This is a genomic window from Fusobacterium perfoetens ATCC 29250, assembly GCF_000622245.1.
GTDB lineage: Bacteria > Fusobacteriota > Fusobacteriia > Fusobacteriales > Fusobacteriaceae > Fusobacterium_B > Fusobacterium_B perfoetens.
In genome coordinates this window covers 61,731-83,957 of the sequence record NZ_JHXW01000010.1, presented here as the reverse complement: position 1 = coordinate 83,957, position 22,227 = coordinate 61,731, and the positions used below count along the sequence as shown (strand labels likewise).

Genomic DNA, 22,227 nt, shown 5'->3' with positions numbered 1-22,227 from the left:
AAATTTTACTTTAGAAACATAGAAAGAGCATTTGGATATTAAGAATAATTATTAATGTATATATACATTAATAAAATTTGTAAGGAGAAACATAAATGGAAAATTTATATGACGTTATAGTTGTTGGTGGAGGTCATGGAGGTGTTGAGGCAGCCCTTGCTTCTGCTAGACTTGGAAGAAAAACTTTACTTATAACTTTATCTTTAGATACAATTTCAATGATGTCTTGTAATCCATCAATCGGTGGTCCTGGAAAAAGTAATTTAGTGGCTGAACTTGATATTTTAGGTGGAGAGATGGGAAGACATATTGATAAATATAATCTTCAACTAAAAGACTTAAATACAAGTAAAGGTCCTGCTGCTAGAATAACAAGAGGACAGGCTGATAAATATCTATATAGAGTTAAAATGAAAGATTTAGTAGAATCTACTGATAATTTAGATTCATTACAAGAAAGTGTAGATGAAATCATAGTAGAGGACGGAAAAATAAAAGGGGTTGTAACTTCTTTAGGGCTTAGATACTATTCTAAAGCTGTTGTTTTAGCTACAGGAACTTTCTTAAATGGGAGAATAGTTATAGGAGATATTGAGTATGTAGGTGGAAGACAAGGAGAAAAAGCAGCTGAAAAGCTTTCTGATAGTATTATAAAAGCTGGAATTCATATGGAGAGATATCAAACAGCTACACCTCCTAGACTTGATAAAAAGACAGTAGATTTTTCTAAAATGGAGGAATTAGAGGGAGAAAGACACCCTAGATATTTCTCTTTATTTACTGAAAAAGAGGAAAATAATGTAGTACCTACTTGGCTTACTCATACAACTGAAAAAACTATTGAAACTATACAAGAATTACTTAAATATTCTCCAATAGTATCTGGAATTATAGAAACTCACGGACCTAGACATTGTCCATCTATTGATAGAAAAGTTCTTAACTTCCCAGAAAAGAAAAATCATCAAATTTTCTTAGAGTTAGAGTCAAGTGAATCAAATGAACTTTATGTAAATGGACTTACAACAGCTATGCCTCCTTTTGCTCAAGATGCTATATTAAAAACAATAGCTGGGCTTGAGAATGCCAAAGTAATGAGATATGGTTATGCTGTAGAATATGATTATATACCAGCTTATCAAATGTATCCAAGTCTTGAAAATAAAATTGTAGAAGGATTATTTACAGCTGGACAAATAAATGGTACTTCTGGTTATGAAGAGGCAGCTGCTCAAGGATTTATAGCTGGTGTTAACGCTGCTAGAAAGACTATGGGAAAAGACCCTGTAATAATTGATAGAAGTGAGGGATATATTGGTGTTTTAATAGATGATATTATTCATAAGAAAACTCCAGAACCTTATAGAGCTTTACCATCTAGGTCAGAATATAGATTAACTTTAAGATTTGATAATGGATTTATGAGACTTTTGGATAAAGCTATTGAAATAGGACTTTTATCAGAAGATAAAATAGAGATGTTAAAAGAGGCTAAAGCAAATGTTTTAAAAGAAGTAGAACATTTAAAAGAGGTAAAAGTACCTATGAGATTGGCCAATGAGATATTAGAAAAATATGGTTCTGATAAAAAACTTACTAAGGGAATTACAGCTAATGAGTTACTTAAATTTAAAGAGTTAACTTATGAGGATATGGCTAAAGAATTAGGTTTAGATATAGAAAATTATCCTAAGTTTGTAAGAAGTCAAATTGAAACAATAACTAAATACGATATATTTATTAAAAGAGAGATGGAACAAATTGAAAAATTCAAAAGATTAGAGGGTATAATGATACCTAAAGATTTTGATTTTGAAAATATACAAGGTATATCAAATATAGCTAGAGCTGGACTTTGTGAAGTAAGACCACTCTCAATAGGAGAAGCTAGTAGAATAAGTGGAGTAACAGGAAACGATATAGCTATATTATTAGGAAATATAAATAAAAAATAATGTATATAGTCAAAAATAAAATTTAGACTACCATATATTGTGTGGTAGTCTTTTTTTATTTTTTGAGTGGAAAGTTTTAGTTATAAAAGTTATATTTTAATTTTTAAATCTTGAATTAATTTTATGTAAAATGAATTAAATTAAAGAAATAAAATGTGTATATAAATAAAAATAAAAAATAGATTTTCATATAATTTTCCTATAAAATAGCCTTTTAGAAAATAAAATTTAGATGGTAATGAAAAATAAGTAATAATGTTAAATTCATATTAAAAACTTTTATGAAAAAAATATGTATATGAATAAAAATAAAATTTATAATTAAAATAAAATAATTTATAATAGATTTTTTCTCTTACTTAAATTATAATATAGAAAAATATAAAAAGGAGAATATCAATGATAAGATATGGATTAGATAAAGATTTTGAAAAAGCTAAAGTTATTTGGAAAGAGTGTTTTTTAGATTCTGATGAGGAGAGAGAATTTTATTTTAGTAATCTATATAATAAAGATAAATTTTTGGTATTAGAAGAAGATAACGACATTAAAGCTTCACTTCATGAAAATCCATATAAATTAAATATAAATGGAAATGTATTTAATTCTATCTATATTGTTGGTGTAGGGGTTTTGCCAGAATATAGGGGAAAAGGTTATATGGATAGATTGATAAAAAGTTGTATTATTGATAATAGACATAAAGGAATGGAATTTTTCTATCTTTGCCCTATAAATCCAATGATATATAGAAAATACGGCTTTGAATATATAAGTAATTTGGTAAAATATTCTATGAAAATTAATGAAATTCCCTATAATAAAATAGATAGAAATTATAATATAAAAAAAATTCATATTGATAGAGATTATTTAGATTTAAACAAAGTATATAAGGAGAGAATGAAAAATTTTAATACCTATGTAGAAAGAGATAGAGAATACTATAAAAAATGGATAGGAGAAATTAGAAATGATAGAGGAGAGATTTATTCTATCTATTTAGGGGAAGAAATAAAAGGTTATATAGTTATCTATAGAAAAGAAAAGATTGAGATTAGAGAAATATTTGGAGTAGATAAAAAGACTATAGAAAATTTACTTGCTTTTGTAAAAACTTTTAAAGAGTATTATTCAGAAGTTGTAATAAAAAATCCTGATGATAATATTTTAGATTATTATTTTTTAAATCAAAATGCTGTAACTAAAGAAAAATACCCATTTATTATGGGGAGAATTTTAAATCCTATAGCAGTATTTAAAATGATAAAAAATAGGTATATGAACATTAATATTTTTATAGAAGATAATATAATAGAAGAAAATAACGGAATTTATAAATTTAATAGTGAGGGAAAAATCACTTTTGAAAAATCTAACGATTGGGATATTAAAATAAATATAGGTGATTTATCTTCACTTTTATTTGGTCAACTTACTATAGATGAGTTGGTATTTTTAGAAAAAATTCAAGTGAAAAATAATAAGGCTTTAGAGGAGTTAAAAAAAGTAGTTATATCAGGAAAAAACTATATTCAAGATTATCAGTAAAAAGTATTATAAAAAGGAGATATTGTAAATTTTTTGTTATAGAACAATAATCTCCCTTTTTTATTAACTTTTTAGATTTAATGCACCATATTATTGTTTTCTGCCTCAAAATATAGTAAAATGAGGCAGAAAAAATTATGAAGAAATTGTGTAATTTATATTAACTATATAGGAATACAAGGATAAACAATGATTATTTCTTAATTTTCAGTTTCTAAGATTAAAGAGTTTTCCTCTTTGGTTTTGATGATAGATATATTTTTTAGTTTTGGTTCTAATTTATCTACAAAGTTATATTTACGGAACATATGGATAGGTATAAGATTTTTTATTTTTAATTTTTGTAAGAAGTATTCAACACCTAAAAAACCAAATTCTTCAAGTCTTGGGTCAACAGGGTAGAAAAGATAGTCTATAGTTTCAGCTTTTAGAGAGTTTTCAATAGCTTGAATTTTATCAAAATATAGATTTCTCATATATTCTTCTTCCTCTTTTGTGTCATCTGCCCAATACCACCAATTTAAATCTCCTGAATGGAAGAAAGTTTTATCTTTATATTTTACAAAAAATGAAACTCCTAAATCAGTAGAACCGAAAACTTTTATCTCAATATCATCAATTTTTAATATATCCCCTTCTTTTACAAAATAACAATTAAAATCTTTTGAATTTATTTTAATATCATCACTTAGAATATATTTAATATTTGGATTAACATCTTTCCATTGAAGAATTTTCTCATCAAAATGGTCACTATGACTATGAGATGAAAAAACTAGAATATTCTTATTATCAATAATAAAATCTTCTATTTTAAATTTTCTATTATTTTTTTTATATTTAGAATAGTAGTCAAAAATAAATTTGTAATTATCTATTTCTATAGCAAAACCACTGTGAAATATATAAAAGATTTTCATAAATTCCTCCAACTACATCATAGTATATTTTTCTAAAAGTTTTATAGGGTGATAAGACATCTTGGCTTTTCTTAATCCTTCAACTCCAAAATCATCTTCTCTATTAAGATATTTTATATCTGAAAATTCTTCCTTTGCCACAAATTTATTTATCATTTGATAGATACCAGAATAATTAACATCTCCTTTTTCTATATGAATTACTCCCATATCCTCTGTTATTTTTTCTCCAATAGCATATCCAATAAGCTTATTATCAACTCTTATTAATCCTCCACGAAGATTTAATATAAAATAATTTTTTAAGATTTCTTTAATTCCTAAATTTTCCTCTTCTAAGATTTCTTTAGATTCAGGTTCAGAGTTAATTTTTTCTATAAGCCATTGATTTTGAAATTCTATAATCTCATTAATATTTTTTTCAGAGATTTTCTCATAGGTAAAATTAAACTTTTTCATAAATTGATTTATTTTATTTTTCTTTTGAGAGAATTTTCTTCCTTTTAATTCACCTAAATCATTTTGATTGTAGATGTAATCAAAGGTATCTCTTACTTTTATAAGATTAAATTCATCTTTTAATATATCCCCATATTCACAAGGAATAAATACTATTTTAGTTTTTATTGAAGCAATTTTTCTAAAAGCAATTCTTAATTTTTCAAAGTCTAAATCTTTTCTAATAGGAGAAAAATAATAGTCTTCTCCCATATAATTTCCTTTAATAAAAAGAGTTTCATCTTCTATATAGTATTTTATATTTTCACTTTTGCTCCAAATAAATAAATTTGTAAAATTTAAATCAGATAATTGAAATCTATATTTTAAAAAAGAATCAATCTCACTTTTTGACTCAATAGTTAAATCTTTTAGCAATACTAACACCACCTTAATTATGCAATATTAATAATATATACCAATAGATTTAATATGTCAATTATAAATATAACTATTTTTTAATTCATTCAAAAGAGAAAAAATATTAATGTATATATACATTAATAAAATATACTTTTTATTTTAAAATAAGTTTTTTTTCTACTAGATTGATAAGAAATTCTTTTTTAGATAAATTAGAATCACTAAAATAGATTTCTGTTAAATTCCAAATTTTACCTAAAAAACTACTTAAAGTTATTATAGTATCAGTATAATTTTTATTATTTAGATTTTCTGAAAGAATAGAAATAGAAGTTATATCTAATAAAGATTTATCTTTATTTTTTTTAATAAAATCATTGTAAGCTTTATGTGTTTTTTCATTATTGGAAATATCCTCTAATAATTTAGTGATATTAAAAATTTTCAAAGTATTAATCTCCATAAAAATCCTCCATTTTATTTATTATTATTTTTTATTGTTTATTATTATTTTTTATTATTTTATAATAAAAAATAATTTTTTTCAAGTTTTTTTTAAAATAATATGTTATACTAAATAAAAAGAAAAATTAAAATTTGGAGGTTATATGTTTGTAGAGGAAAGACATCAACTTATAATTTCTACTTTAGAAAAAGAAGGAAAAATTAAAGTAAAAGATTTAAGTGATAGATTTAATTTAACAGAAGATGCTATTAAAAAAGATTTAGCAATTCTTGAAAAAAAAGGATTATTAAAAAGAGTTTATGGAGGAGCAGTAAAAACAAGAAATGAATTTTTATTTTTAAATCTTGAGGACAGAAAAAAAATTCTTACAAAGGAAAAACAAAAAATAGCTGAAAAAGCTTTTTCTATGATAAAAGAAAATTCTACTATATTTTTGGATATTTCTACAATAAATATAGAAATTTGTAAAATGATAATAGAGGCGAAACTAAAAGTAATAATAATCACTAATATGATAGAGATATTATTAAAGTTTTTAGAAGCTGATACAGATGTTGAAGTTATTTTTATTGGGGGAAAATTAGATAATAAAAATAAAGAAGGATTTGTAGGAAGTTATTCTATAGAGCAAATAAAAAACTTTAAATATGATATAGCTTTTTTAGGAGCTACAGGAATAAATATGGAAGAAGAAAGTATATCTACGTACTTTTTAGATGATGCTATTTGTAAAAAAGAAATAATAAGAAATAGTAAGAAAAAATATATATTGATTGAAAGCCAAAAATTAAATATTGATGGAAGAGTAAACTTTACAACTATCAAAGAAATAGACAGTATAATAACAGAAAAAACAAAAAATTAATGGAATATCTTTATAAAAATAAAGCTGTTACATTTTATTTAAAATTTGTAACAGCTTTTTATAATTTTAGATTTTTCTATAAGCATAATCTATAAATTTAAATTTATCAGGTCTATGTCTAGCTTCTGTATATTGGAATAACTCTCCACTTTCTAAATAAGTAAAACTTCTTACTACTACCACAACATCAATTTTTTTCATATTAAGAAGTTTTCTATCTTCATCTGTAGCAGAATGAACTGTAATTTCTTTCATACAATGGCTAATTTTTAAATTTAATTCTTTTTCTAAATATTCATATAAAGAATTTTGGGCAGCTTTTAGAGGAATATTAGAAACATATTTTCTAGGGATATAGTCCTTATCTATAATAATTTTTTCTCCCTCTATCTCTCTTATACGTACTAGTTTAAAATATTCATCATCATCACTTATACCTAAATATTTAATTATATCTTTTTCACCTTTTAAAATTTCTAAATTTTCAACATAAGTTTTATTTTCTACTCCAACATGAAGTTCCTTAAAAGATTTTATAGCTGAAATAGGAAAATTAAATTGATTTTTATCTATAACTTCTGCTAATTTTCCTTTAGATTTTTTTATATATCCATCTTGTACTAACATGTTTAAGGATTTTCTCACAGTATCCCTAGACATGTTGTATTTTTCCATCAATTCTTTTTCAGATAAAAGTTTATCACCTGTATTTAATTCTTTTTTCTCTATCATTCTTAATATCTCATTATAAAGTGTAATATACTTATTTTCCATACAATTTATCTCCTTTTTATAACTATATATTATAATATATCACATAAAAAAAATTTTTTCAAACAAAAAAAGCTTGACTAATGTATCCGTATATGTTATTATTATTTTATAAAACATATACGGATAAGAGGTGAGGAAATGAAATTTGAAAACAAAGTTATTTATCAAATTTACCCAAAATCTTTTTACGATACAAACAATGATGGGATAGGAGATTTAAAAGGGATTACAGAAAAACTAGATTATCTTAAATATTTAGGTATTGATTGTATATGGATAACTCCATTTTTTATATCTCCTCAAAAAGATAATGGTTATGATGTAGCAGACTATTATAATATTGACCCTGTCTATGGAACTATGGAAGATTTTGAAAATCTTTCAAAAGAGGCTCAAAAAAGAGGGATTGGGATAATGTTAGATATGGTATTTAACCATACTTCAACAGAACATCAATGGTTTAAAAAAGCTATCTCTGGAGATAAGAAATATGAAAACTTTTATATTTTTAAAAATGGAGATGGAGAAAACCCTCCTACAAACTGGGTATCAAAATTTGGTGGAAATGCTTGGGAATATTCAAAAGAGTTAGGTATGTACTATTTACATCTTTTTGATAAAACACAAGCAGACTTAAATTGGGAAAATCCAGAAGTTAGAGAAGAAATTTATAAAATAGTTAAATTTTGGATGGAAAAAGGTGTAAATGGTTTTAGGTTTGATGTGGTAAACTTAATATCAAAACCAGCTGTATATGAAAATGACTATATTGGAGATGGAAGAAGATTTTATACAGATGGACCAAAAATTCACGAATTTTTAAAAGAGCTAAATAAAAATACCTTTGGAAAAGATGAAGATATAATAACAGTTGGAGAAATGTCTTCTACTTCTATGGAAAACTGTTTTAAATATAGTGGAAAAGATGAAAATGAACTTTCTATGGTATTTAATTTTCATCATTTAAAAGTAGATTATAAAAATAAAGATAAATGGGCTTTACAACCTTTTGATTTTCAAGAATTAAAAGATATATTTAACTCTTGGCAGGTAGGAATGCAAGAAAATAATGGTTGGAGTGCTTTATTCTGGTGTAATCACGACCAACCAAGGATAGTATCTCGTTTAGGTGATGATAAAAATTATTGGAAAAAATCAGCTAAGATGTTGGGAACAGTAATACATATGCTTAGAGGAACACCATATATTTATCAAGGGGAAGAAATAGGAATGACTAACCCTTATTTCGATAAAATAACTCAATATAGAGATGTAGAATCACTTAACTACTTTGAGATATTAAAAAATAAAGGGCTTTTAAGTGAGGAAGCAATGAAAATAGTTATGGAACGTTCAAGAGATAACAGTAGAACTCCAATGCAATGGAACAGTAATAAAAATGCTGGATTTACTCAAGGAACACCTTGGATAGATGTAATATATAACTATAAAGATATAAATGTAGAAGAACAAATAAAAGATGAGGACAGTATATTAAACTATTACCGTAAATTAATAGAACTAAGAAAAAAATACGAGGTTATAAGTCTGGGAAAAACTATACCTCTTGCCGAAAAACATAAAAATATTTATATGTATAAGAGAGTTACTGAAAAAGAAGAATTACTAGTTATAAGTAATTTTTATGGGGTTGAAACTTCTATAGAATTAGATTTTGATATAGAGGAATATGAAAATATTTTAAATAACAATAATGAAAACACAAAATTGGAAAAAATCATGGTATTAAAACCTTATGATGTAATGGTATTTCATAAGACAAAATAAATTAGATGAGTAAACTTTTGGGGAGTATATAAATAATTATGATTTAGGAGGGTTAAGATTATGGCTGAAATTAATGAAAAATTTAGAGAGGACGCTTTAAAGGTAATAGAGGGTGTTGGGGGAAAAGAGAATGTATCTTCTGTAACTCATTGTATGACTAGACTTCGTTTTGTATTAAAAGACCCAAAAAAAGCAAATGTAAAAGAGTTAGAAAATATAAAAAGTGTTAAAGGAACTTTTACTAACGGGGGACAATTTCAAATAATAATAGGAAATAATGTAGCAAGTTTTTATAAAACTATGACAGGATTATTTGATATAAAAGAAGTATCAAAGGAAGAAAATAAAGAGTATGCTAAAAAGAATATGAATCCTTTAGAAAGATTTTTATCTACAATGGCAGAAATATTTGTACCTCTATTACCAGCCCTTATATGTGGAGGATTAATATTAGGATTTAGAAATATAATAGGAGATATTCAATTTAATGGAAAGACAATAGCCCAAACAAGTGATTTTTGGGCAACAGCATATAATTTCTTGTGGTTAATTGGAGAGGCTATATTTCACTATTTACCAGTTGGAATTACTTGGTCAGTTGTAAGAAAAATGGGTGGAAGTCAAATTTTGGGGATAGTTTTAGGTATAACTCTTGTATCTCCTCAACTTATGAATGCTTATAACATAGGAAAAATGACTCCTGAAGTTTGGGATTTTGGTATAGTGTCAATTTCTAAAGTAGGATATCAAGCTCAAGTTATTCCCGCAATATTAGCAGGTTTAACTTTAGGAACAATAGAAACAAAGTTAAATAAAATAGTTCATGAATCAGTTAGAGTGGTAATTGTACCTATTATTTCTTTAATTGTTACAGTATTTTTAGCTCATGCTATTATTGGACCTTTTGGAAGATTAGCTGGAGATTATGTAGGACATATTTTCCAAGTTTTATTAACAGGAAAATTTGCTGTATTTGGTTCTATAATCTTTGGTTTGGTTTATGCTCCTTTAGTTATTACAGGTATTCATCATACAACAAATGCTGTAGAATTTACTTTGGTACAACAAATAGGTGGAACTATGATATTCCCATTATTAGCTTTGAGTAACATATCTCAAGCTACAGCTTCTTTAACTATGGCTTTAGTATCAAAAACTGTAAAAAAAGATGTGGCTATCCCTGCTTCTATATCAGCTTACTTAGGTGTAACAGAACCAGCTTTATATGGAGTAAATGTAAAATATAAATATCCTATGATTTGTGCTATGATTGGTTCTGGTTGTGGAGCTGGAATCTGTGGATTCTTTGGAGTTATGGCTAATAGTATAGGTGTTGGTGGACTTCCTGGAATTTTAACTGTTAAACCTCAATATTGGTTAGTTTATTTAATAGCTATGATTGTAACAATGTCTGTTACTTTTATATTAACAGCTTTATATACAAAGAAAGTAGAAAAATAAATATTAATGTATATATACATTAATAAAAAGGTATTACTAAAAATTTAGTAATACCTTTTTATATTATAAGAAATATGTAGAAATTTCATAATAAATAAAAAATTATAATAGTTAAAACTGAAATTTTTTAATTAATGAAGTATTAAATTAAATAAAAAAGATGCTGGCCATACAAATAAAAGAGAAGGTAATAAATTTATAGCATTTATTTGTTTAATATTAGCTATATTTATACCTAGTACAAAAGTTAATACTCCTCCTACAGCAATAAAATCATTTAACATAAAAGGAGTAATTAATGGCATAAATATTTTAGCTAGATAAAAAAAACAAGATAAAATTATAAATTGTGGAAATACAATTAAATTCATAGGAAGACCTAATATAGTTGCAAAAATTATAGCTGCAAATATATCCATTACGGCTTTTGAAAGTAAAATAGTATAATCTCCTGTGGCTCCCTCAATAATTGAACTAAATATATTTGTTCCACTAGCACAAAGAGTTATAGTTACTAAAAGATAGAATTCCATATATTTTTCTTTATCTTCAGGAATTTTAAAGTTAAATTTTTCTATTAAATTTTGAAAAAAGAACTTAATTTTTAAATCTAATCTTGTAATTTCTCCTATTAAAGCTCCTAATATAAGTGAAAAAATAACAGCTGGTAAAAAATTTAATTTTATTATAGATATAATTCCTATTACTATAGCAACAATACCAAAAATAGTATTTAAATAATTTTTTAAATTATTAGAAATATATTTTTTTATCATTATACCTATATTCGTACCTATTAAGATACATAAACAATCAATAAATATTCCTTTAGGAAACATTTTTTCCTCCTTAAAAAAATTTATTAATTCTAACATAGACAATAAAAAAAATCAAGAGGGTATTATAAATTCTAATTTATAGAATATCAAACTCTCTTGAAAATTTTAACAAAAATAAGTATTGTATAAAAATAAAAGTTGTTATAATTAATAATTTTATAATAAATCTATTTTTTTAAATTTCTTTAAAGTATTTTCTATGCTTTCAATAGATTCATTTATATTATTTTGTATTAATGAAAATTCAGAATAAGATTCATTTATTAGTAATTGATTTTTGTGCCAATTTTCTATATGTTCTAAAATATCTTGAGATATTTTATATGATTCTAAAGATTTTTTTAAGTATTTTATATTACAATTACTCATTCCTTCTCTCTTAAAAAATTGAGCTACTTCTAAATTTAAAGTTAAATATTCTATATCCTCTTTAAGAGTTCCTTTACAATTATAATAACCAAAAGAAATAGAAAAAATAAAAATGAATATTAATAATATTTTTTTCATAAAACCTCCCCTTTTTTTATTTTTTGCTTTAAAATTAGGGGTAAAACAAGTATAATATATTTGTCGGAATGATTTATACTCATTCTACCCCATTTTCAACTGATATTCCCTATTGGCAGTAGGGAAAATAGTTTTTTATATTGGTTGGAAATGGGAATAACTATTAATTTTACTTTTTCTTTTCTATAATGATTTGTTTTTGATTTTCATTATAAGAAAGTTCAATAAATGGGTTATCAATATTAATTTCCATATCATCTAACCATTTTTTAGGTAAGATGATTTTTCCTACTAGATTTCCTGCACCACTTTTTGTAAAATTAATAGACTTGAATTTTTTATTTTCCATTCAAGTCACCTCATTTCTATTATACGAACGTAAATGTCGTGTATCAACAATATACAACTTATTGAAAAATAAGTCAAGTAAAAAATAAAAAGAGCGTTATAACTTATAAAAAAAAGAGGATTATCCAATGAATCCTCTTTTTTTTATAAATTTACTTTTGTTTAATTGGAATTTGAATTTCAGTTATAAATTCTTTTTCATCTTCTGTAATATGTTTTTCAATATGGTAAATTTCATGAATATCTCCTAAAATTTCAAGATTATTTTTTAAGATATAATCTTTTAAAATTTCATAGTATTTATTAATGTTTGTATAACTCCCTTTAAAAACAATAGTGAGAAAATAACCTTCTTCTAAAATCTCTCCTCTTTCATCATTTATAATAAAAGTTTCTGAGAAAGTATCATATTTACCAGCTAGGAAATTTTCTTGTGTAATAGTAGCCCCCATTTCATTATTTGTCAGTATAAAATCGTTGTCATATTCAGTCTTAGCATTTAAAATTTTATGCTCAAAATCAATCTCCCACTCTTTATTAAAAAGACCTTTAGAACGTAAAAATTTCCTTTTTGGAATATATTTAATAATAGGTTTATCAAAATCTTTAAAATTTTTAAAAAATTCAATATTGGTTAGTTTATTTTCAATCTCCTCTTTTAATTCTTGAAGATTAGCTATATTTTCTTCTATTTTTTTAAGTTGTAATTCCAAAATCTCTGTGGCAGAATTGATATTTCTCTCATCTAAAAAGTCTTGTATCTCTTTAAGTCCAAAACCTAGATTTCTCAAATTTCGTATATTATTTAATTTCCAAATCTGTTTTTTAGAATAATAGCGATAACCATTATCCCCTATAAAGTCTGGTGAAACAAGTCCTATTTTATCATAGTGTCTAAGTATATCAGAACTTATATTATAAAGTTTGCTGATTTCACCTATTTTATAAAATTTTTCTTTTTTATTTATCTCCATAAAAAGTCACCTTACATAAAAATTTAAAAAAATATTATTGATTATAAACATATAATTTTGACGAAAAATTTTTTCTTTCAGTTTAAAAAAATATTTATTATCCCCCTTGACCTTGGAATTGTTCCAAAGATTATAATATTAATACTAGGAGAGTGATAATTATGAAAAACATAATAAGAAATCTATTGCTCGACTTTTGTTTTAAATTTAGAGATAGGGAGACTTAAAGTATATCATTTCTAATTTTTTTACTTAATTAATATTACAATAGGAGATGATATATATGAGGACAAATTTAGGTAAAGACAATTTGGTAAAAACTATTTTTAAATTTAGTATTCCATCAATTCTTACAATGTGGATTTATTCTCTATACACAATAGTAGATGGTATGTTTATAGGGAAATTTTTAGGAAGTAAAGAGATTGCTGCTGTAAATATTGTAATGCCTTATGTAAATTTTTCATTTGCTTTAGGTATAATGATAGCTATAGGTTCTGGTACAATGATAGCAGTAAAATTAGGAGAGGGTAGAGAGAAAGAGGTAGAAAGAATATATAGTATTGCCTTAGAAACTTTACTTTTACTAGGAATGGGACTTGGAGTTTTAGGTGTATTTTTTCCTGAAACAGTTGTAAAATTCTTAGGAGCTAACAATATTATTTTAACCCCAGCTAAAACTTATCTTTTCGTTATTTCATTTTTTACATTGTTCTATTTAATGGCTTATGGTTTTGAGATATTTATAAGAATAGATGGAAATCCAAGTTATTCAATGTTCTGTAACTTAGGTGGTGCAATAATGAATATTGTACTAGACTATGTTTTTATCGTTCATTTCCATTGGGGAATAGAAGGAGCAGCATTGGCTACAGGTATGGCTCAGTTTACTATGTCATTTATGTTATGGTATTATCTAAGATTTAGAGCTACTAAATTTAAGTTTAGATTTATGAAACTTGATTTTAAAATGGTAAAATCAATATTATTTAAGGGTTCTCCAGAATTTCTTACAGAAGTGGCCACAGGTATAGTTATTATGGCTTTTAATATCAAGATAATGAATATTATAGGAGAAAAAGGTGTATCTACTTTTGGAATAATTGGATATATTTCAACTTTAGTTACAATGACAATGATAGGATTTTCTCAAGGTTTACAACCAATTATAAGTTACAATTATGGAGCTTGTGAATTTGAGAAGATTAAGAAAACTTTAAAAATAGGTATAGCTACAGTTTTTGTATTAGGAATAGGATTTTATAGTTTGGTTAATCTATTTTCAACTGATATAATATCTGTATTTGTAAAAAATGATGTTATCCTTTATGAGATTACAAAAGAAGCTATTACAATCTATAGTTTTACATATATTTTAATGGGACTTAATATAATAATAGGTGCTTATTTCACAGCTATTGAAAACCCTAAAGTATCTGTTGTTTTAAGTGTCTTAAGAGGTATTATAATTATAAATACCCTACTTTATATTTTCCCAACTATGTTTAATAGTAGGGGTATATGGATGAGTGCACCTGTAAATGAAATGTTAACTTTGGTGTTCTCTATAATGTTCTTTAGTACTGTTGGTATGAGAGAGATAGAAGTATAAAATTTAATTTATAGCCTAGAGATTTTTTTCTCTGGGCTATTTTTAATTTAGAAATTAGAAATTTCATAGATAACTAAAATAAAAAATATATTGACTTTTAGATTAAAAGGTGATAATATAAAAATACAATAAGTAAAATATTTATAAAGGGGGATAAGATTATGAATAAAAATTATTTTTTGCTTCGTCCTAATCCAAGTCAACATAATAGAATGAATGAGTTTTTAGAACAAAGTATTATAGCAGTAGGTTGGAGTGATTCGGGTAATTTAAAACATTGTAATTTAAAAGAGAAATATGATGGAATGGCACATACAAATTTAAATATTTTTGTAAATGAAATGAAAGAAGGAGATATAGTAATTATTCCAAATGGAGATAATATATATTTTGCCCAAATAACTTCTGATTATTTTTATAATGATAATATTCCTTTAGAAGATGATTATAGAAATCAAAGAAAAGTAAAATTTTTAGATGTAAAACAAAGAAAAGATATGCCAATGGAAATGAGAAGTATTTTAAAAACTAGACATACATCAGCAAGATTAAATAAATATAGTGAATTGATTGAAAAAATTTTAAAAAATGAAGAAATAGAAGATAATTCAAATAAATTTGAAACCATCACTTTACCTTTAAGACCAGGAAAAGAAAGTGTAACAATAACTATTCCAAGAGATTTAACAAAACAAGAAGCTGAAAGATTAAGTAATATTATTAAAACTTTATATTTTAAAGATTAATATTTTAGGAGGTATTTTATGGCTCATGTAAATGTAATTAAAGAAACAAGAAAATTTAATCAATTAGGTATTTGGGATTTAGCATTTCAATATTGTGAATATATTTATGATGATGGAACTTCAGAATATGGGTATAGATTTATCTGGATTACTCCAGAAGGAAAATTACAACCAGCAAGAGGACAAGCTAGAATACTGTCTATAAGCGATATTTTAAATTTAGTATCTCAATCTCTTCAAGAAGGATGGGGAAATATTCAAAATAAAAAATAAATAAAGAATTATGTTAATTTTATTATTCATATAAAAAAATTTATAGCCTAGAGATTTTTTTCTCTGGGCTATTTTTTATAAAAAAAACAGAAAAATTATAAAAAATTTTAAAGAAAAATTATAAAAAATTTTCTTTAAATCCTTTAAAACCTAGGTACAGTCCTAAGAGTTGCCCTATAAAAAAATTTTAAAAAAATTAGCACTCATCTATTGACAGTGCTAACAAAAAGTTGTATAATAAGTTTGTAGATGAGGAAAAGGTATTTAGAACATATAAAAAGAAAATAATAAAAATTTAAAAATATTGTTTATATTAAGGAGATGGTATATATGTTGATGCCAAGTATTTTTAGAAGAGGATTTATGAATGATGTTTTTGATGATGATTTCTTTATGGATGGTTTTAAAAACCAAAAATCAATGGGTAGCACAGATATTAAAGAGTTAGAAAACTCATATTTATTAGAAGTAGAACTTCCAGGATTTGCTAAAGAAGATATAAAAGCTGAAATTAATAATGGATATTTAGTTATCACAGCTTCTCACAATGAAAATAAAGATGAAAAAGACAATGAAGGAAGATATATAAGAAAAGAAAGATATACAGGACAATGTACTAGAAGTTTCTACATTGGTGAAAATCTAACTCAAGAAGATATAAAAGGTAAATTTGAAAATGGTATTTTGAAACTAGAAGTTCCAAAAAAAGAAATTCAAGAAAAATTACCTGAAAAAAGATATATTCAAATAGAAGGATAATATAAATTCTCTCTAATAAAAAAATTGGTGGTGTATAATTACACCACTTTTTTTAATATATAATATATTATCTAAATATTGACTTTTTTATATATTTTAGATAATATATTATATATGGAATTTGATTTTTTAAAGAATACAACACCTAAAGAAATTCAATTAGAAATAGTAAAAAATGTTAGGAGAAAAAGAAAAGAATTAAAATTGACACAGGAGGAATTAGCCAAAAAGTCGGGGGTGAGTTTTGGTTCTATAAAAAGATTTGAAAATACAGGTGAAATTTCTCTATTTTCTCTTATAAAAATTGCTATTGCCTTAGAATGTGAAGAAGAATTTTTAGAATTATTTAAGAAAAAAGAGTATTATTCTATAGAGGAGATTATTAATGGAAATTATTAAATCTTTACAGGTATTTTATAATAACATAAAAGTAGGAACTTTAGCTATATTATCAAATAATCTTGTAGCTTTTGAATATGATAGTAAATGGTTAGTGGAGGGTTTTTCTATAAGTCCATTTAGTTTACCTTTAGTAAAAAAAGTTTTTATTCCAAAGATAGACCCTTTTGATGGATTATTTGGAGTATTTTCTGATAGTTTGCCTGATGGTTGGGGTAAACTTTTAGTAGATAGAATGCTTCTTAATCAAAAAATAAATCCTAGAGAAATAAATTCATTAAATAGATTAGCTATAGTTGGAGAATCTGGAATGGGAGCATTAACTTATAGACCAGACTATAATTTTAAAATAGAAGAAAAAGAGAGTGATTTAGATAAATTAGCTATAGCTTGTAATGAAATTTTAAATACAAATTATTCAGAAAATTTAGACAAACTTTTTTTACTTGGAGGTTCTTCAGGGGGAGCAAGACCAAAGATTTTAACTAATATAAACAATGAAGAATGGATAATAAAATTCCCATCTTCTTATGATGTAAAAGATATAGGAAAAATAGAGTATGAATATTCATTATGTGCTAGAAAATGTGGAATCGAATTTCCTGAAACAAAATTATTTTCTTCAAAAATTTCATCAGGATATTTTGGAGTAAAAAGATTTGATAGAAAATTGACTGAAGATGGAAAAGAAAAAAGAATACATATGATTTCTGTAAGTGGATTATTAGAAACTTCTCATAGATTACCTAATCTTGATTATAATACTTTAATGCAACTTACTTTAAAACTTACAGATAGTTTTGATGAAGTAAGAAAAATGTATAGATTAATGTGTTTTAATGTTTTTGCTCATAATAGAGATGACCATTCAAAGAATTTTTCATTTATTTATGATGAGGATACAAAAAAATGGAAACTTTCTCCAGCTTATGATTTGACTTATAGTTATTCTATAAATGGAGAACATGCTACAACAATAGATGGAGAGGGAAAAAATCCAACTATAAAAAATATATTAAAAGTTGCTGAAAATATAGGAATGAATATGGAAGAAGCTAGGTATATAGCTGAGGATATAGAAAAAATAATAAAAAAAGATTTAGGGAAAATATTAAAGAAAATGAAATAAAAAAAATGGTGGTGTATAATTACACCACTTTTTTTTATAATAATTACATAAATAACTGTTATATTAATTTTTATTTAATTTTAATGTTTAATTAAAGTTAACATATAAAAAAAATTGGACATTTAGTAATTTAATAAAAAAGAAAAATAATTTTTTTGAGAATACTTAGAATTTGCAATATAATTGAGAAGAATATTTATAAAATAACACCTAATATTATTTCAAGATAATTTTCTGTTTTTAAAATAGTAAGTAAAGTCTATGTTAATATTATAATTAAAATGTATTATTTTATAAAAAAATGTATGTAATATAACAAAAAAAGATTGAAAAAAATTATTTTTTATAGTATACTCATTCCATGTTCTCGAGTGCATAAAAATACAAAATAAAAATTGAATACTTTATTTAAAATTTTACTAGGAGGAAATAATACTGATGAAAAAACTAACACTACTTACATTATTTTGTGCTTTAGCAACTGGAGTTATGGCTGGAGATGGATGGAATGAAAAAATGGAAATTTATAAAGCTGATAAACCAGGGCAAAATGAAGGAAACTACTATAGAATACCAGCTTTAACTTCAACTTCACAAGGAACTTTAATAGCTGTTGGAGACCATAGACCAAATGGATGGAATGATATAGGTCTTCAAGATGGAATAGGGTTTGCTGTAAAAGTATCTCATGATGGGGGAAATACTTGGTCAGAAGAGCAATTGTTAATACCTGATAAAGAAGTTAATAGACCAAATGGAAGTCATAAATTAGGAATATCTGACCCTGCTATTGTTCATGACCCAAATTCAGGAAATACTTTTTTATTTGGATATCAAAACGATAAATGGATAGGGGATAAAACAGGAGACTTTGATTTTATTATGTATACTTCAAAAGATGGAGGAAAAACATGGGATAAAGGTCAAAGTATGAAAGATTTATTACCTAATGGATATAAATTTATGTTACAAGGACCAGGAAGTGGAATGACATATAATGGAACTATTTATATGCCTGTTCAAGCTTGGCATCACGATACAGATAAACCAGATAAGAAAACTTGTACTTCGGGATATATTTATAGTGAAGATGGAGGAAAAACATGGAAAGCTTCAGGAATGTTAAGACCAGAAAACTATCCTGAAGGTGAAGCAGGAAAACCAGATGTTACAAGTGAATCAAATATTTTCCATCATAATGGAAAAATATATCTTGCTGCAAAAGCAGAAACAGGTAGGGAAAATAAAAAAAGAGTAGTTTATTGTACATCAGATAATGGAAAAACTTGGGAAAGAGTAGAGGAAAATTTTATCCCAGATGATATAGCCCAATGTGAAAGTAATACTTTAGCTTTAGATGACCAAGTATATTTAGTAAGTTATACAAAAGATAAACCACAAAGAAGACATGGATTATTTATTACAACAAATACAGGAAAAACAATTCAAATAGCTGAAGGAAAAGTAGATGGTTATACATCTATGACTCAAGATTTAGATAATTTATATATTTTATTTGAAGAAAGTGGTGGAATGTCACTAAAGAGATATGATATTTCTTCAAAAGAATATGCCAACCTTAATGCTCAAATTTTAGATAGAGGAACAAATCTTGTTGAAGTTCAAGATAAATTACTTTCTAAACAATATATAAGTGGTGTATATACAAATCAAAGTGAAAGTGGAACAGAGGCAGTAGTAGAATTAAACAATTTTAAATTAGGAGCTTTCTATAGAAATACAAAAGAAAATAGTGATGATGTATATAGAACAATCCCATACAATTTAAAAGAAACAACATTAGTTTTATCTCAAGATAACGCATTTATGCAAGGAGATAATATTTTTATGGGATATCAAGCTGGAAAAATAGAGTATTCAAATAAAAGTAAAAATGATTTAAATTCATTTGTAATGGGATATACATTTAATAGAGAAATGGAAAACAACAATACATATACATTAGCTTTAAATGGTATATATAGTAATAATAAAGTTAAAAGAAACCATGAAGAAGGAGTTGGAAGAACAGCAGACTTTGATTCATATAGTATTAGTATGAAAAACCAATTATCAAAAGAGATATCTTTTACAGATATGAGTAATTTAAAATTAACAGCTGGATTAAATACAACTTTCTTTGGACATGATGAATTTGAAGAAAATGGTGGAATAAAAACTATTGATGGTGGAAAATGGAATAATGCTAAAATAGAGGAAAGTCAAAATATTTCCAATGAAGTTTATGTAAAAGCTACATTAGGTCAAAAAGTAAAATTAACAGATAAATCAAATGTTAAATTTGCTTTAGATTTAGGATGGAAAAAAGAATTAATGAATGTTGATGACTGGAGAGATGATTTTACAGTATTAGATGTAGAAAAAGAATTTTCTACACCAGTAAAAAGACATGAAGGTGGAGTAGGTACAGCTACAGTATCAGCAACATTTGATTTAGTAGATAAAGTAGAGGTTGGAGTAGGATATTCAATAGAAACTGATGGAGAATCAACAGCTACAGGAAAAATAACTTATAAATTATAATAAAATGATTACTAGGAATTTTTGTGGGAGGAAATAAAAAATGGTGGTGTATAATTACACCACCTTTTTTATAATAATTATTTTCTATCTTATTTTTTTGCTCCTGGATAGAATTTAGGGTCAGAGAAATATTCTTTAGTTTTTTCTCTAACTTGAGGGAATAGTATAATTAAAGCTATTAAGTTAGGGATAATAACAAGTCCCATAGCTAAATCTTGAATTGTCCATACTAAATCTATTTTAGTAGTAGCTCCAACTATACATAAGAATGGGAATATATATTTAACTTTAGCTGTGATATGAGGTCCAAAAGCGTAAGTGAAACTTTTAGCAGCATTAAACCATTGTCCCATTAAAGTTGTGAAACAGAAAATTAATAGAGCAAAAGTAGCTATATGTTTTAGTGGCATCCAGATAGTTCCAAAAGACTCAATAGCCATAACAGTAGCACTAACACCACTTTGATACATATCAGTAACACCAACAACTAAAGCTGTTATTGTACAAATAATGATAGTATCAACAAAAACTTCTGTAACTCCAGCAATTCCTTCTTCACAAGGGTGTTCAACAATAGCTGAACCATGGGCAAAAGGAGCTGTACCTTCTCCAGCTTCGTTAGAATACATTCCACGAGTAATTCCATATTGTAAAGCTCTAGTCATTACATAACCACCTGTTCCACCAGCTACAGCTTCAAAAGAGAAAGCTTCAGAGAATATTTTAGCAAATACAGAAGGAACAGCTTGGATATTTAATATTATTACTAATAAACCAACAACTATATAGAAAATTGACATAGTAGGAACTAAAGATGTAGCAATATTAGCTACTCTTTTTAATCCTCCAAGAGTGATAGCCATTAATAAACAAATTAAACAAGCTCCTGTAACTACAGTAGGTATATTATAATTAGCTTTTAAGATACCAGAAATTGTATTAGATTGAACAAGGTTAGCTCCCATCATTTTAGTACACATTAAAACAGCAATTACTACTCCTAACCATGGAGCTTTTAAACCATCTCTAATATAATACATAGGTCCACTTAAAAGATTTCCTTCAGAGTCTTTTCCACGATACATTTGAGAAAGAACAATCTCTCCATATTTTAAAGCCATTCCAAAGAAAGCAGCAAACCACATCCAAAATACAGCTCCCATTCCTCCAGTAGCTATAGCTGTAGCTATACCAACTACGTTTCCTCCACCAACATTACCAGCTAAAGTAACCATCATAGCTTTAAAAGAAGAGATAGAACCATTTCCTTTTTCTTCATTTCTAGCTTTGAAAGAGTCAATCAAAGTCTTTTTAATAATAAATTTAAAATATCTGATTTGAATAAAATTATTAGTAAAAGTATATAACATAGCAAGTCCTAAAAGTACAAATACAAGCCATCTTCCCCATAACCACTTATTAGCAATAAGTAAAATTTGTTCTAATTGTTCCATAA

21 protein-coding genes are annotated in these 22,227 nt (G+C 25.4%); 12 read left to right on the top strand and 9 right to left on the bottom strand.

Annotated elements, in window-relative coordinates; translation table 11 throughout:
• Positions 1-95 precede the first annotated feature (95 nt).
• On the top strand, positions 96-1,955 hold the full coding sequence (gene mnmG / locus T364_RS0104770) for a tRNA uridine-5-carboxymethylaminomethyl(34) synthesis enzyme MnmG (protein ID WP_027128560.1): 1,860 nt from the start codon (positions 96-98) through the stop codon (positions 1,953-1,955).
• A gap of 399 nt (positions 1,956-2,354) precedes the next feature.
• On the top strand, positions 2,355-3,506 hold the full coding sequence (locus tag T364_RS0104765) for a GNAT family N-acetyltransferase (protein ID WP_035945369.1): 1,152 nt from the start codon (positions 2,355-2,357) through the stop codon (positions 3,504-3,506).
• Positions 3,507-3,706: 200 nt separating this feature from the next.
• Here the strand turns inward: T364_RS0104765 and T364_RS0104760 are convergent, their stop codons facing one another.
• The 3 genes from T364_RS0104760 to T364_RS0104750 all read right to left on the bottom strand — a co-directional run bounded on the left by T364_RS0104760 (position 3,707) and on the right by T364_RS0104750 (position 5,750).
• The gene (locus T364_RS0104760) at positions 3,707-4,426 is read right to left on the bottom strand and encodes an MBL fold metallo-hydrolase (protein ID WP_027128558.1); all 720 of its coding nucleotides are present in this window, start codon (positions 4,424-4,426) and stop codon (positions 3,707-3,709) included.
• A gap of 12 nt (positions 4,427-4,438) precedes the next feature.
• Positions 4,439-5,302, bottom strand: a complete 864-nt coding sequence (locus T364_RS0104755; RefSeq protein ID WP_027128557.1) for a DUF2156 domain-containing protein — start codon at positions 5,300-5,302, stop codon at positions 4,439-4,441.
• Positions 5,303-5,441: 139 nt separating this feature from the next.
• Complete coding sequence (locus T364_RS0104750; RefSeq protein WP_027128556.1) at positions 5,442-5,750, bottom strand: La RNA-binding domain-containing protein; 309 nt, start codon at positions 5,748-5,750, stop codon at positions 5,442-5,444.
• Positions 5,751-5,895: 145 nt separating this feature from the next.
• Here T364_RS0104750 and T364_RS10515 point away from each other — a divergent pair, with 145 nt between their 5' ends.
• Entirely contained in the window at positions 5,896-6,618 is a 723-nt protein-coding gene (locus T364_RS10515) for a DeoR/GlpR family DNA-binding transcription regulator (protein ID WP_051532649.1), read from the top strand.
• A gap of 66 nt (positions 6,619-6,684) precedes the next feature.
• Here the strand turns inward: T364_RS10515 and treR are convergent, their stop codons facing one another.
• Positions 6,685-7,392 (bottom strand): trehalose operon repressor, encoded by a 708-nt coding sequence (gene treR, locus T364_RS0104740; RefSeq protein WP_027128555.1) that lies wholly within the window; start codon positions 7,390-7,392, stop codon positions 6,685-6,687.
• A 138-nt stretch (positions 7,393-7,530) separates the two neighbouring features.
• On the opposite strand from treR, the gene treC reads away from it, so the two are divergent.
• Together treC and treB are read left to right on the top strand one after the other, a co-directional pair.
• Positions 7,531-9,180, top strand: a complete 1,650-nt coding sequence (gene treC, locus T364_RS0104735; RefSeq protein WP_027128554.1) for an alpha,alpha-phosphotrehalase — start codon at positions 7,531-7,533, stop codon at positions 9,178-9,180.
• A 60-nt stretch (positions 9,181-9,240) separates the two neighbouring features.
• A complete protein-coding gene (gene treB, locus T364_RS0104730; protein WP_027128553.1) occupies positions 9,241-10,641 on the top strand; it encodes a PTS trehalose transporter subunit IIBC in 1,401 nt (466 codons plus the stop codon).
• Positions 10,642-10,772: 131 nt separating this feature from the next.
• On the opposite strand, the gene T364_RS0104725 is transcribed toward treB, so the two are convergent.
• From T364_RS0104725 to T364_RS0104710, 4 genes are all read right to left on the bottom strand, one after another.
• Positions 10,773-11,480 carry a DUF554 domain-containing protein gene (locus tag T364_RS0104725; RefSeq protein ID WP_027128552.1) on the bottom strand — a complete coding sequence of 236 codons (708 nt, stop codon included), beginning with the start codon at positions 11,478-11,480 and terminating at the stop codon, positions 10,773-10,775.
• A gap of 156 nt (positions 11,481-11,636) precedes the next feature.
• Positions 11,637-11,987 (bottom strand): hypothetical protein, encoded by a 351-nt coding sequence (locus tag T364_RS0104720; RefSeq protein ID WP_027128551.1) that lies wholly within the window; start codon positions 11,985-11,987, stop codon positions 11,637-11,639.
• 169 nt (positions 11,988-12,156) lie between these two features.
• Entirely contained in the window at positions 12,157-12,336 is a 180-nt protein-coding gene (locus tag T364_RS0104715; RefSeq protein WP_027128550.1) for a hypothetical protein, read from the bottom strand.
• Positions 12,337-12,487: 151 nt separating this feature from the next.
• Complete coding sequence (locus T364_RS0104710) at positions 12,488-13,309, bottom strand: MerR family transcriptional regulator (protein WP_027128549.1); 822 nt, start codon at positions 13,307-13,309, stop codon at positions 12,488-12,490.
• Between the two features lie 283 nt (positions 13,310-13,592).
• Between T364_RS0104710 and T364_RS10510 the strand changes: the two genes are divergently transcribed.
• The 7 genes from T364_RS10510 to T364_RS10505 all read left to right on the top strand — a co-directional run bounded on the left by T364_RS10510 (position 13,593) and on the right by T364_RS10505 (position 20,771).
• Positions 13,593-14,921: an MATE family efflux transporter gene (locus T364_RS10510; protein ID WP_051532648.1), complete on the top strand. Its 1,329-nt coding sequence runs from the start codon at positions 13,593-13,595 to the stop codon at positions 14,919-14,921.
• Between the two features lie 161 nt (positions 14,922-15,082).
• Complete coding sequence (locus T364_RS0104700) at positions 15,083-15,667, top strand: DUF8426 domain-containing protein (protein ID WP_027128548.1); 585 nt, start codon at positions 15,083-15,085, stop codon at positions 15,665-15,667.
• An 18-nt stretch (positions 15,668-15,685) separates the two neighbouring features.
• A complete protein-coding gene (locus T364_RS0104695) occupies positions 15,686-15,940 on the top strand; it encodes a hypothetical protein (protein ID WP_027128547.1) in 255 nt (84 codons plus the stop codon).
• Between the two features lie 330 nt (positions 15,941-16,270).
• On the top strand, positions 16,271-16,699 hold the full coding sequence (locus T364_RS0104690; RefSeq protein WP_027128546.1) for an Hsp20/alpha crystallin family protein: 429 nt from the start codon (positions 16,271-16,273) through the stop codon (positions 16,697-16,699).
• Between the two features lie 114 nt (positions 16,700-16,813).
• The gene (locus T364_RS0104685; protein WP_027128545.1) at positions 16,814-17,098 is read left to right on the top strand and encodes a type II toxin-antitoxin system RelB family anti-toxin; all 285 of its coding nucleotides are present in this window, start codon (positions 16,814-16,816) and stop codon (positions 17,096-17,098) included.
• Complete coding sequence (locus T364_RS0104680; RefSeq protein WP_027128544.1) at positions 17,085-18,227, top strand: type II toxin-antitoxin system HipA family toxin; 1,143 nt, start codon at positions 17,085-17,087, stop codon at positions 18,225-18,227. The genes T364_RS0104685 and T364_RS0104680 overlap by 14 nt, the downstream gene beginning before the upstream one ends.
• A 438-nt stretch (positions 18,228-18,665) precedes the next feature.
• A complete protein-coding gene (locus T364_RS10505) occupies positions 18,666-20,771 on the top strand; it encodes an exo-alpha-sialidase (RefSeq protein WP_051532647.1) in 2,106 nt (701 codons plus the stop codon).
• 89 nt (positions 20,772-20,860) lie between these two features.
• Here the strand turns inward: T364_RS10505 and T364_RS0104670 are convergent, their stop codons facing one another.
• The gene (locus T364_RS0104670; protein WP_027128543.1) at positions 20,861-22,225 is read right to left on the bottom strand and encodes an alanine/glycine:cation symporter family protein; all 1,365 of its coding nucleotides are present in this window, start codon (positions 22,223-22,225) and stop codon (positions 20,861-20,863) included.
• Positions 22,226-22,227: the final 2 nt, after the last annotated feature.

Bases quoted from the DNA above. Each gene is read 5' to 3' on its own strand.
- mnmG (WP_027128560.1), top strand. From the start codon at position 96: ATGGAAAATTTATATGACGTTATAGTTGTTGGTGGAGGTCATGGAGGT.
- T364_RS0104765 (WP_035945369.1), top strand. From the start codon at position 2,355: ATGATAAGATATGGATTAGATAAAGATTTTGAAAAAGCTAAAGTTATT.
- T364_RS0104760 (WP_027128558.1), bottom strand. From the start codon at position 4,426: ATGAAAATCTTTTATATATTTCACAGTGGTTTTGCTATAGAAATAGAT.
- T364_RS0104750 (WP_027128556.1), bottom strand. From the start codon at position 5,750: ATGGAGATTAATACTTTGAAAATTTTTAATATCACTAAATTATTAGAG.
- T364_RS10515 (WP_051532649.1), top strand. From the start codon at position 5,896: ATGTTTGTAGAGGAAAGACATCAACTTATAATTTCTACTTTAGAAAAA.
- treR (WP_027128555.1), bottom strand. From the start codon at position 7,392: ATGGAAAATAAGTATATTACACTTTATAATGAGATATTAAGAATGATA.
- treC (WP_027128554.1), top strand. From the start codon at position 7,531: ATGAAATTTGAAAACAAAGTTATTTATCAAATTTACCCAAAATCTTTT.
- treB (WP_027128553.1), top strand. From the start codon at position 9,241: ATGGCTGAAATTAATGAAAAATTTAGAGAGGACGCTTTAAAGGTAATA.
- T364_RS0104725 (WP_027128552.1), bottom strand. From the start codon at position 11,480: ATGTTTCCTAAAGGAATATTTATTGATTGTTTATGTATCTTAATAGGT.
- T364_RS0104720 (WP_027128551.1), bottom strand. From the start codon at position 11,987: ATGAAAAAAATATTATTAATATTCATTTTTATTTTTTCTATTTCTTTT.
- T364_RS0104715 (WP_027128550.1), bottom strand. From the start codon at position 12,336: ATGGAAAATAAAAAATTCAAGTCTATTAATTTTACAAAAAGTGGTGCA.
- T364_RS0104710 (WP_027128549.1), bottom strand. From the start codon at position 13,309: ATGGAGATAAATAAAAAAGAAAAATTTTATAAAATAGGTGAAATCAGC.
- T364_RS10510 (WP_051532648.1), top strand. From the start codon at position 13,593: ATGAGGACAAATTTAGGTAAAGACAATTTGGTAAAAACTATTTTTAAA.
- T364_RS0104700 (WP_027128548.1), top strand. From the start codon at position 15,083: ATGAATAAAAATTATTTTTTGCTTCGTCCTAATCCAAGTCAACATAAT.
- T364_RS0104695 (WP_027128547.1), top strand. From the start codon at position 15,686: ATGGCTCATGTAAATGTAATTAAAGAAACAAGAAAATTTAATCAATTA.
- T364_RS0104690 (WP_027128546.1), top strand. From the start codon at position 16,271: ATGTTGATGCCAAGTATTTTTAGAAGAGGATTTATGAATGATGTTTTT.
- T364_RS0104685 (WP_027128545.1), top strand. From the start codon at position 16,814: ATGGAATTTGATTTTTTAAAGAATACAACACCTAAAGAAATTCAATTA.
- T364_RS0104680 (WP_027128544.1), top strand. From the start codon at position 17,085: ATGGAAATTATTAAATCTTTACAGGTATTTTATAATAACATAAAAGTA.
- T364_RS10505 (WP_051532647.1), top strand. From the start codon at position 18,666: ATGAAAAAACTAACACTACTTACATTATTTTGTGCTTTAGCAACTGGA.
- T364_RS0104670 (WP_027128543.1), bottom strand. From the start codon at position 22,225: ATGGAACAATTAGAACAAATTTTACTTATTGCTAATAAGTGGTTATGG.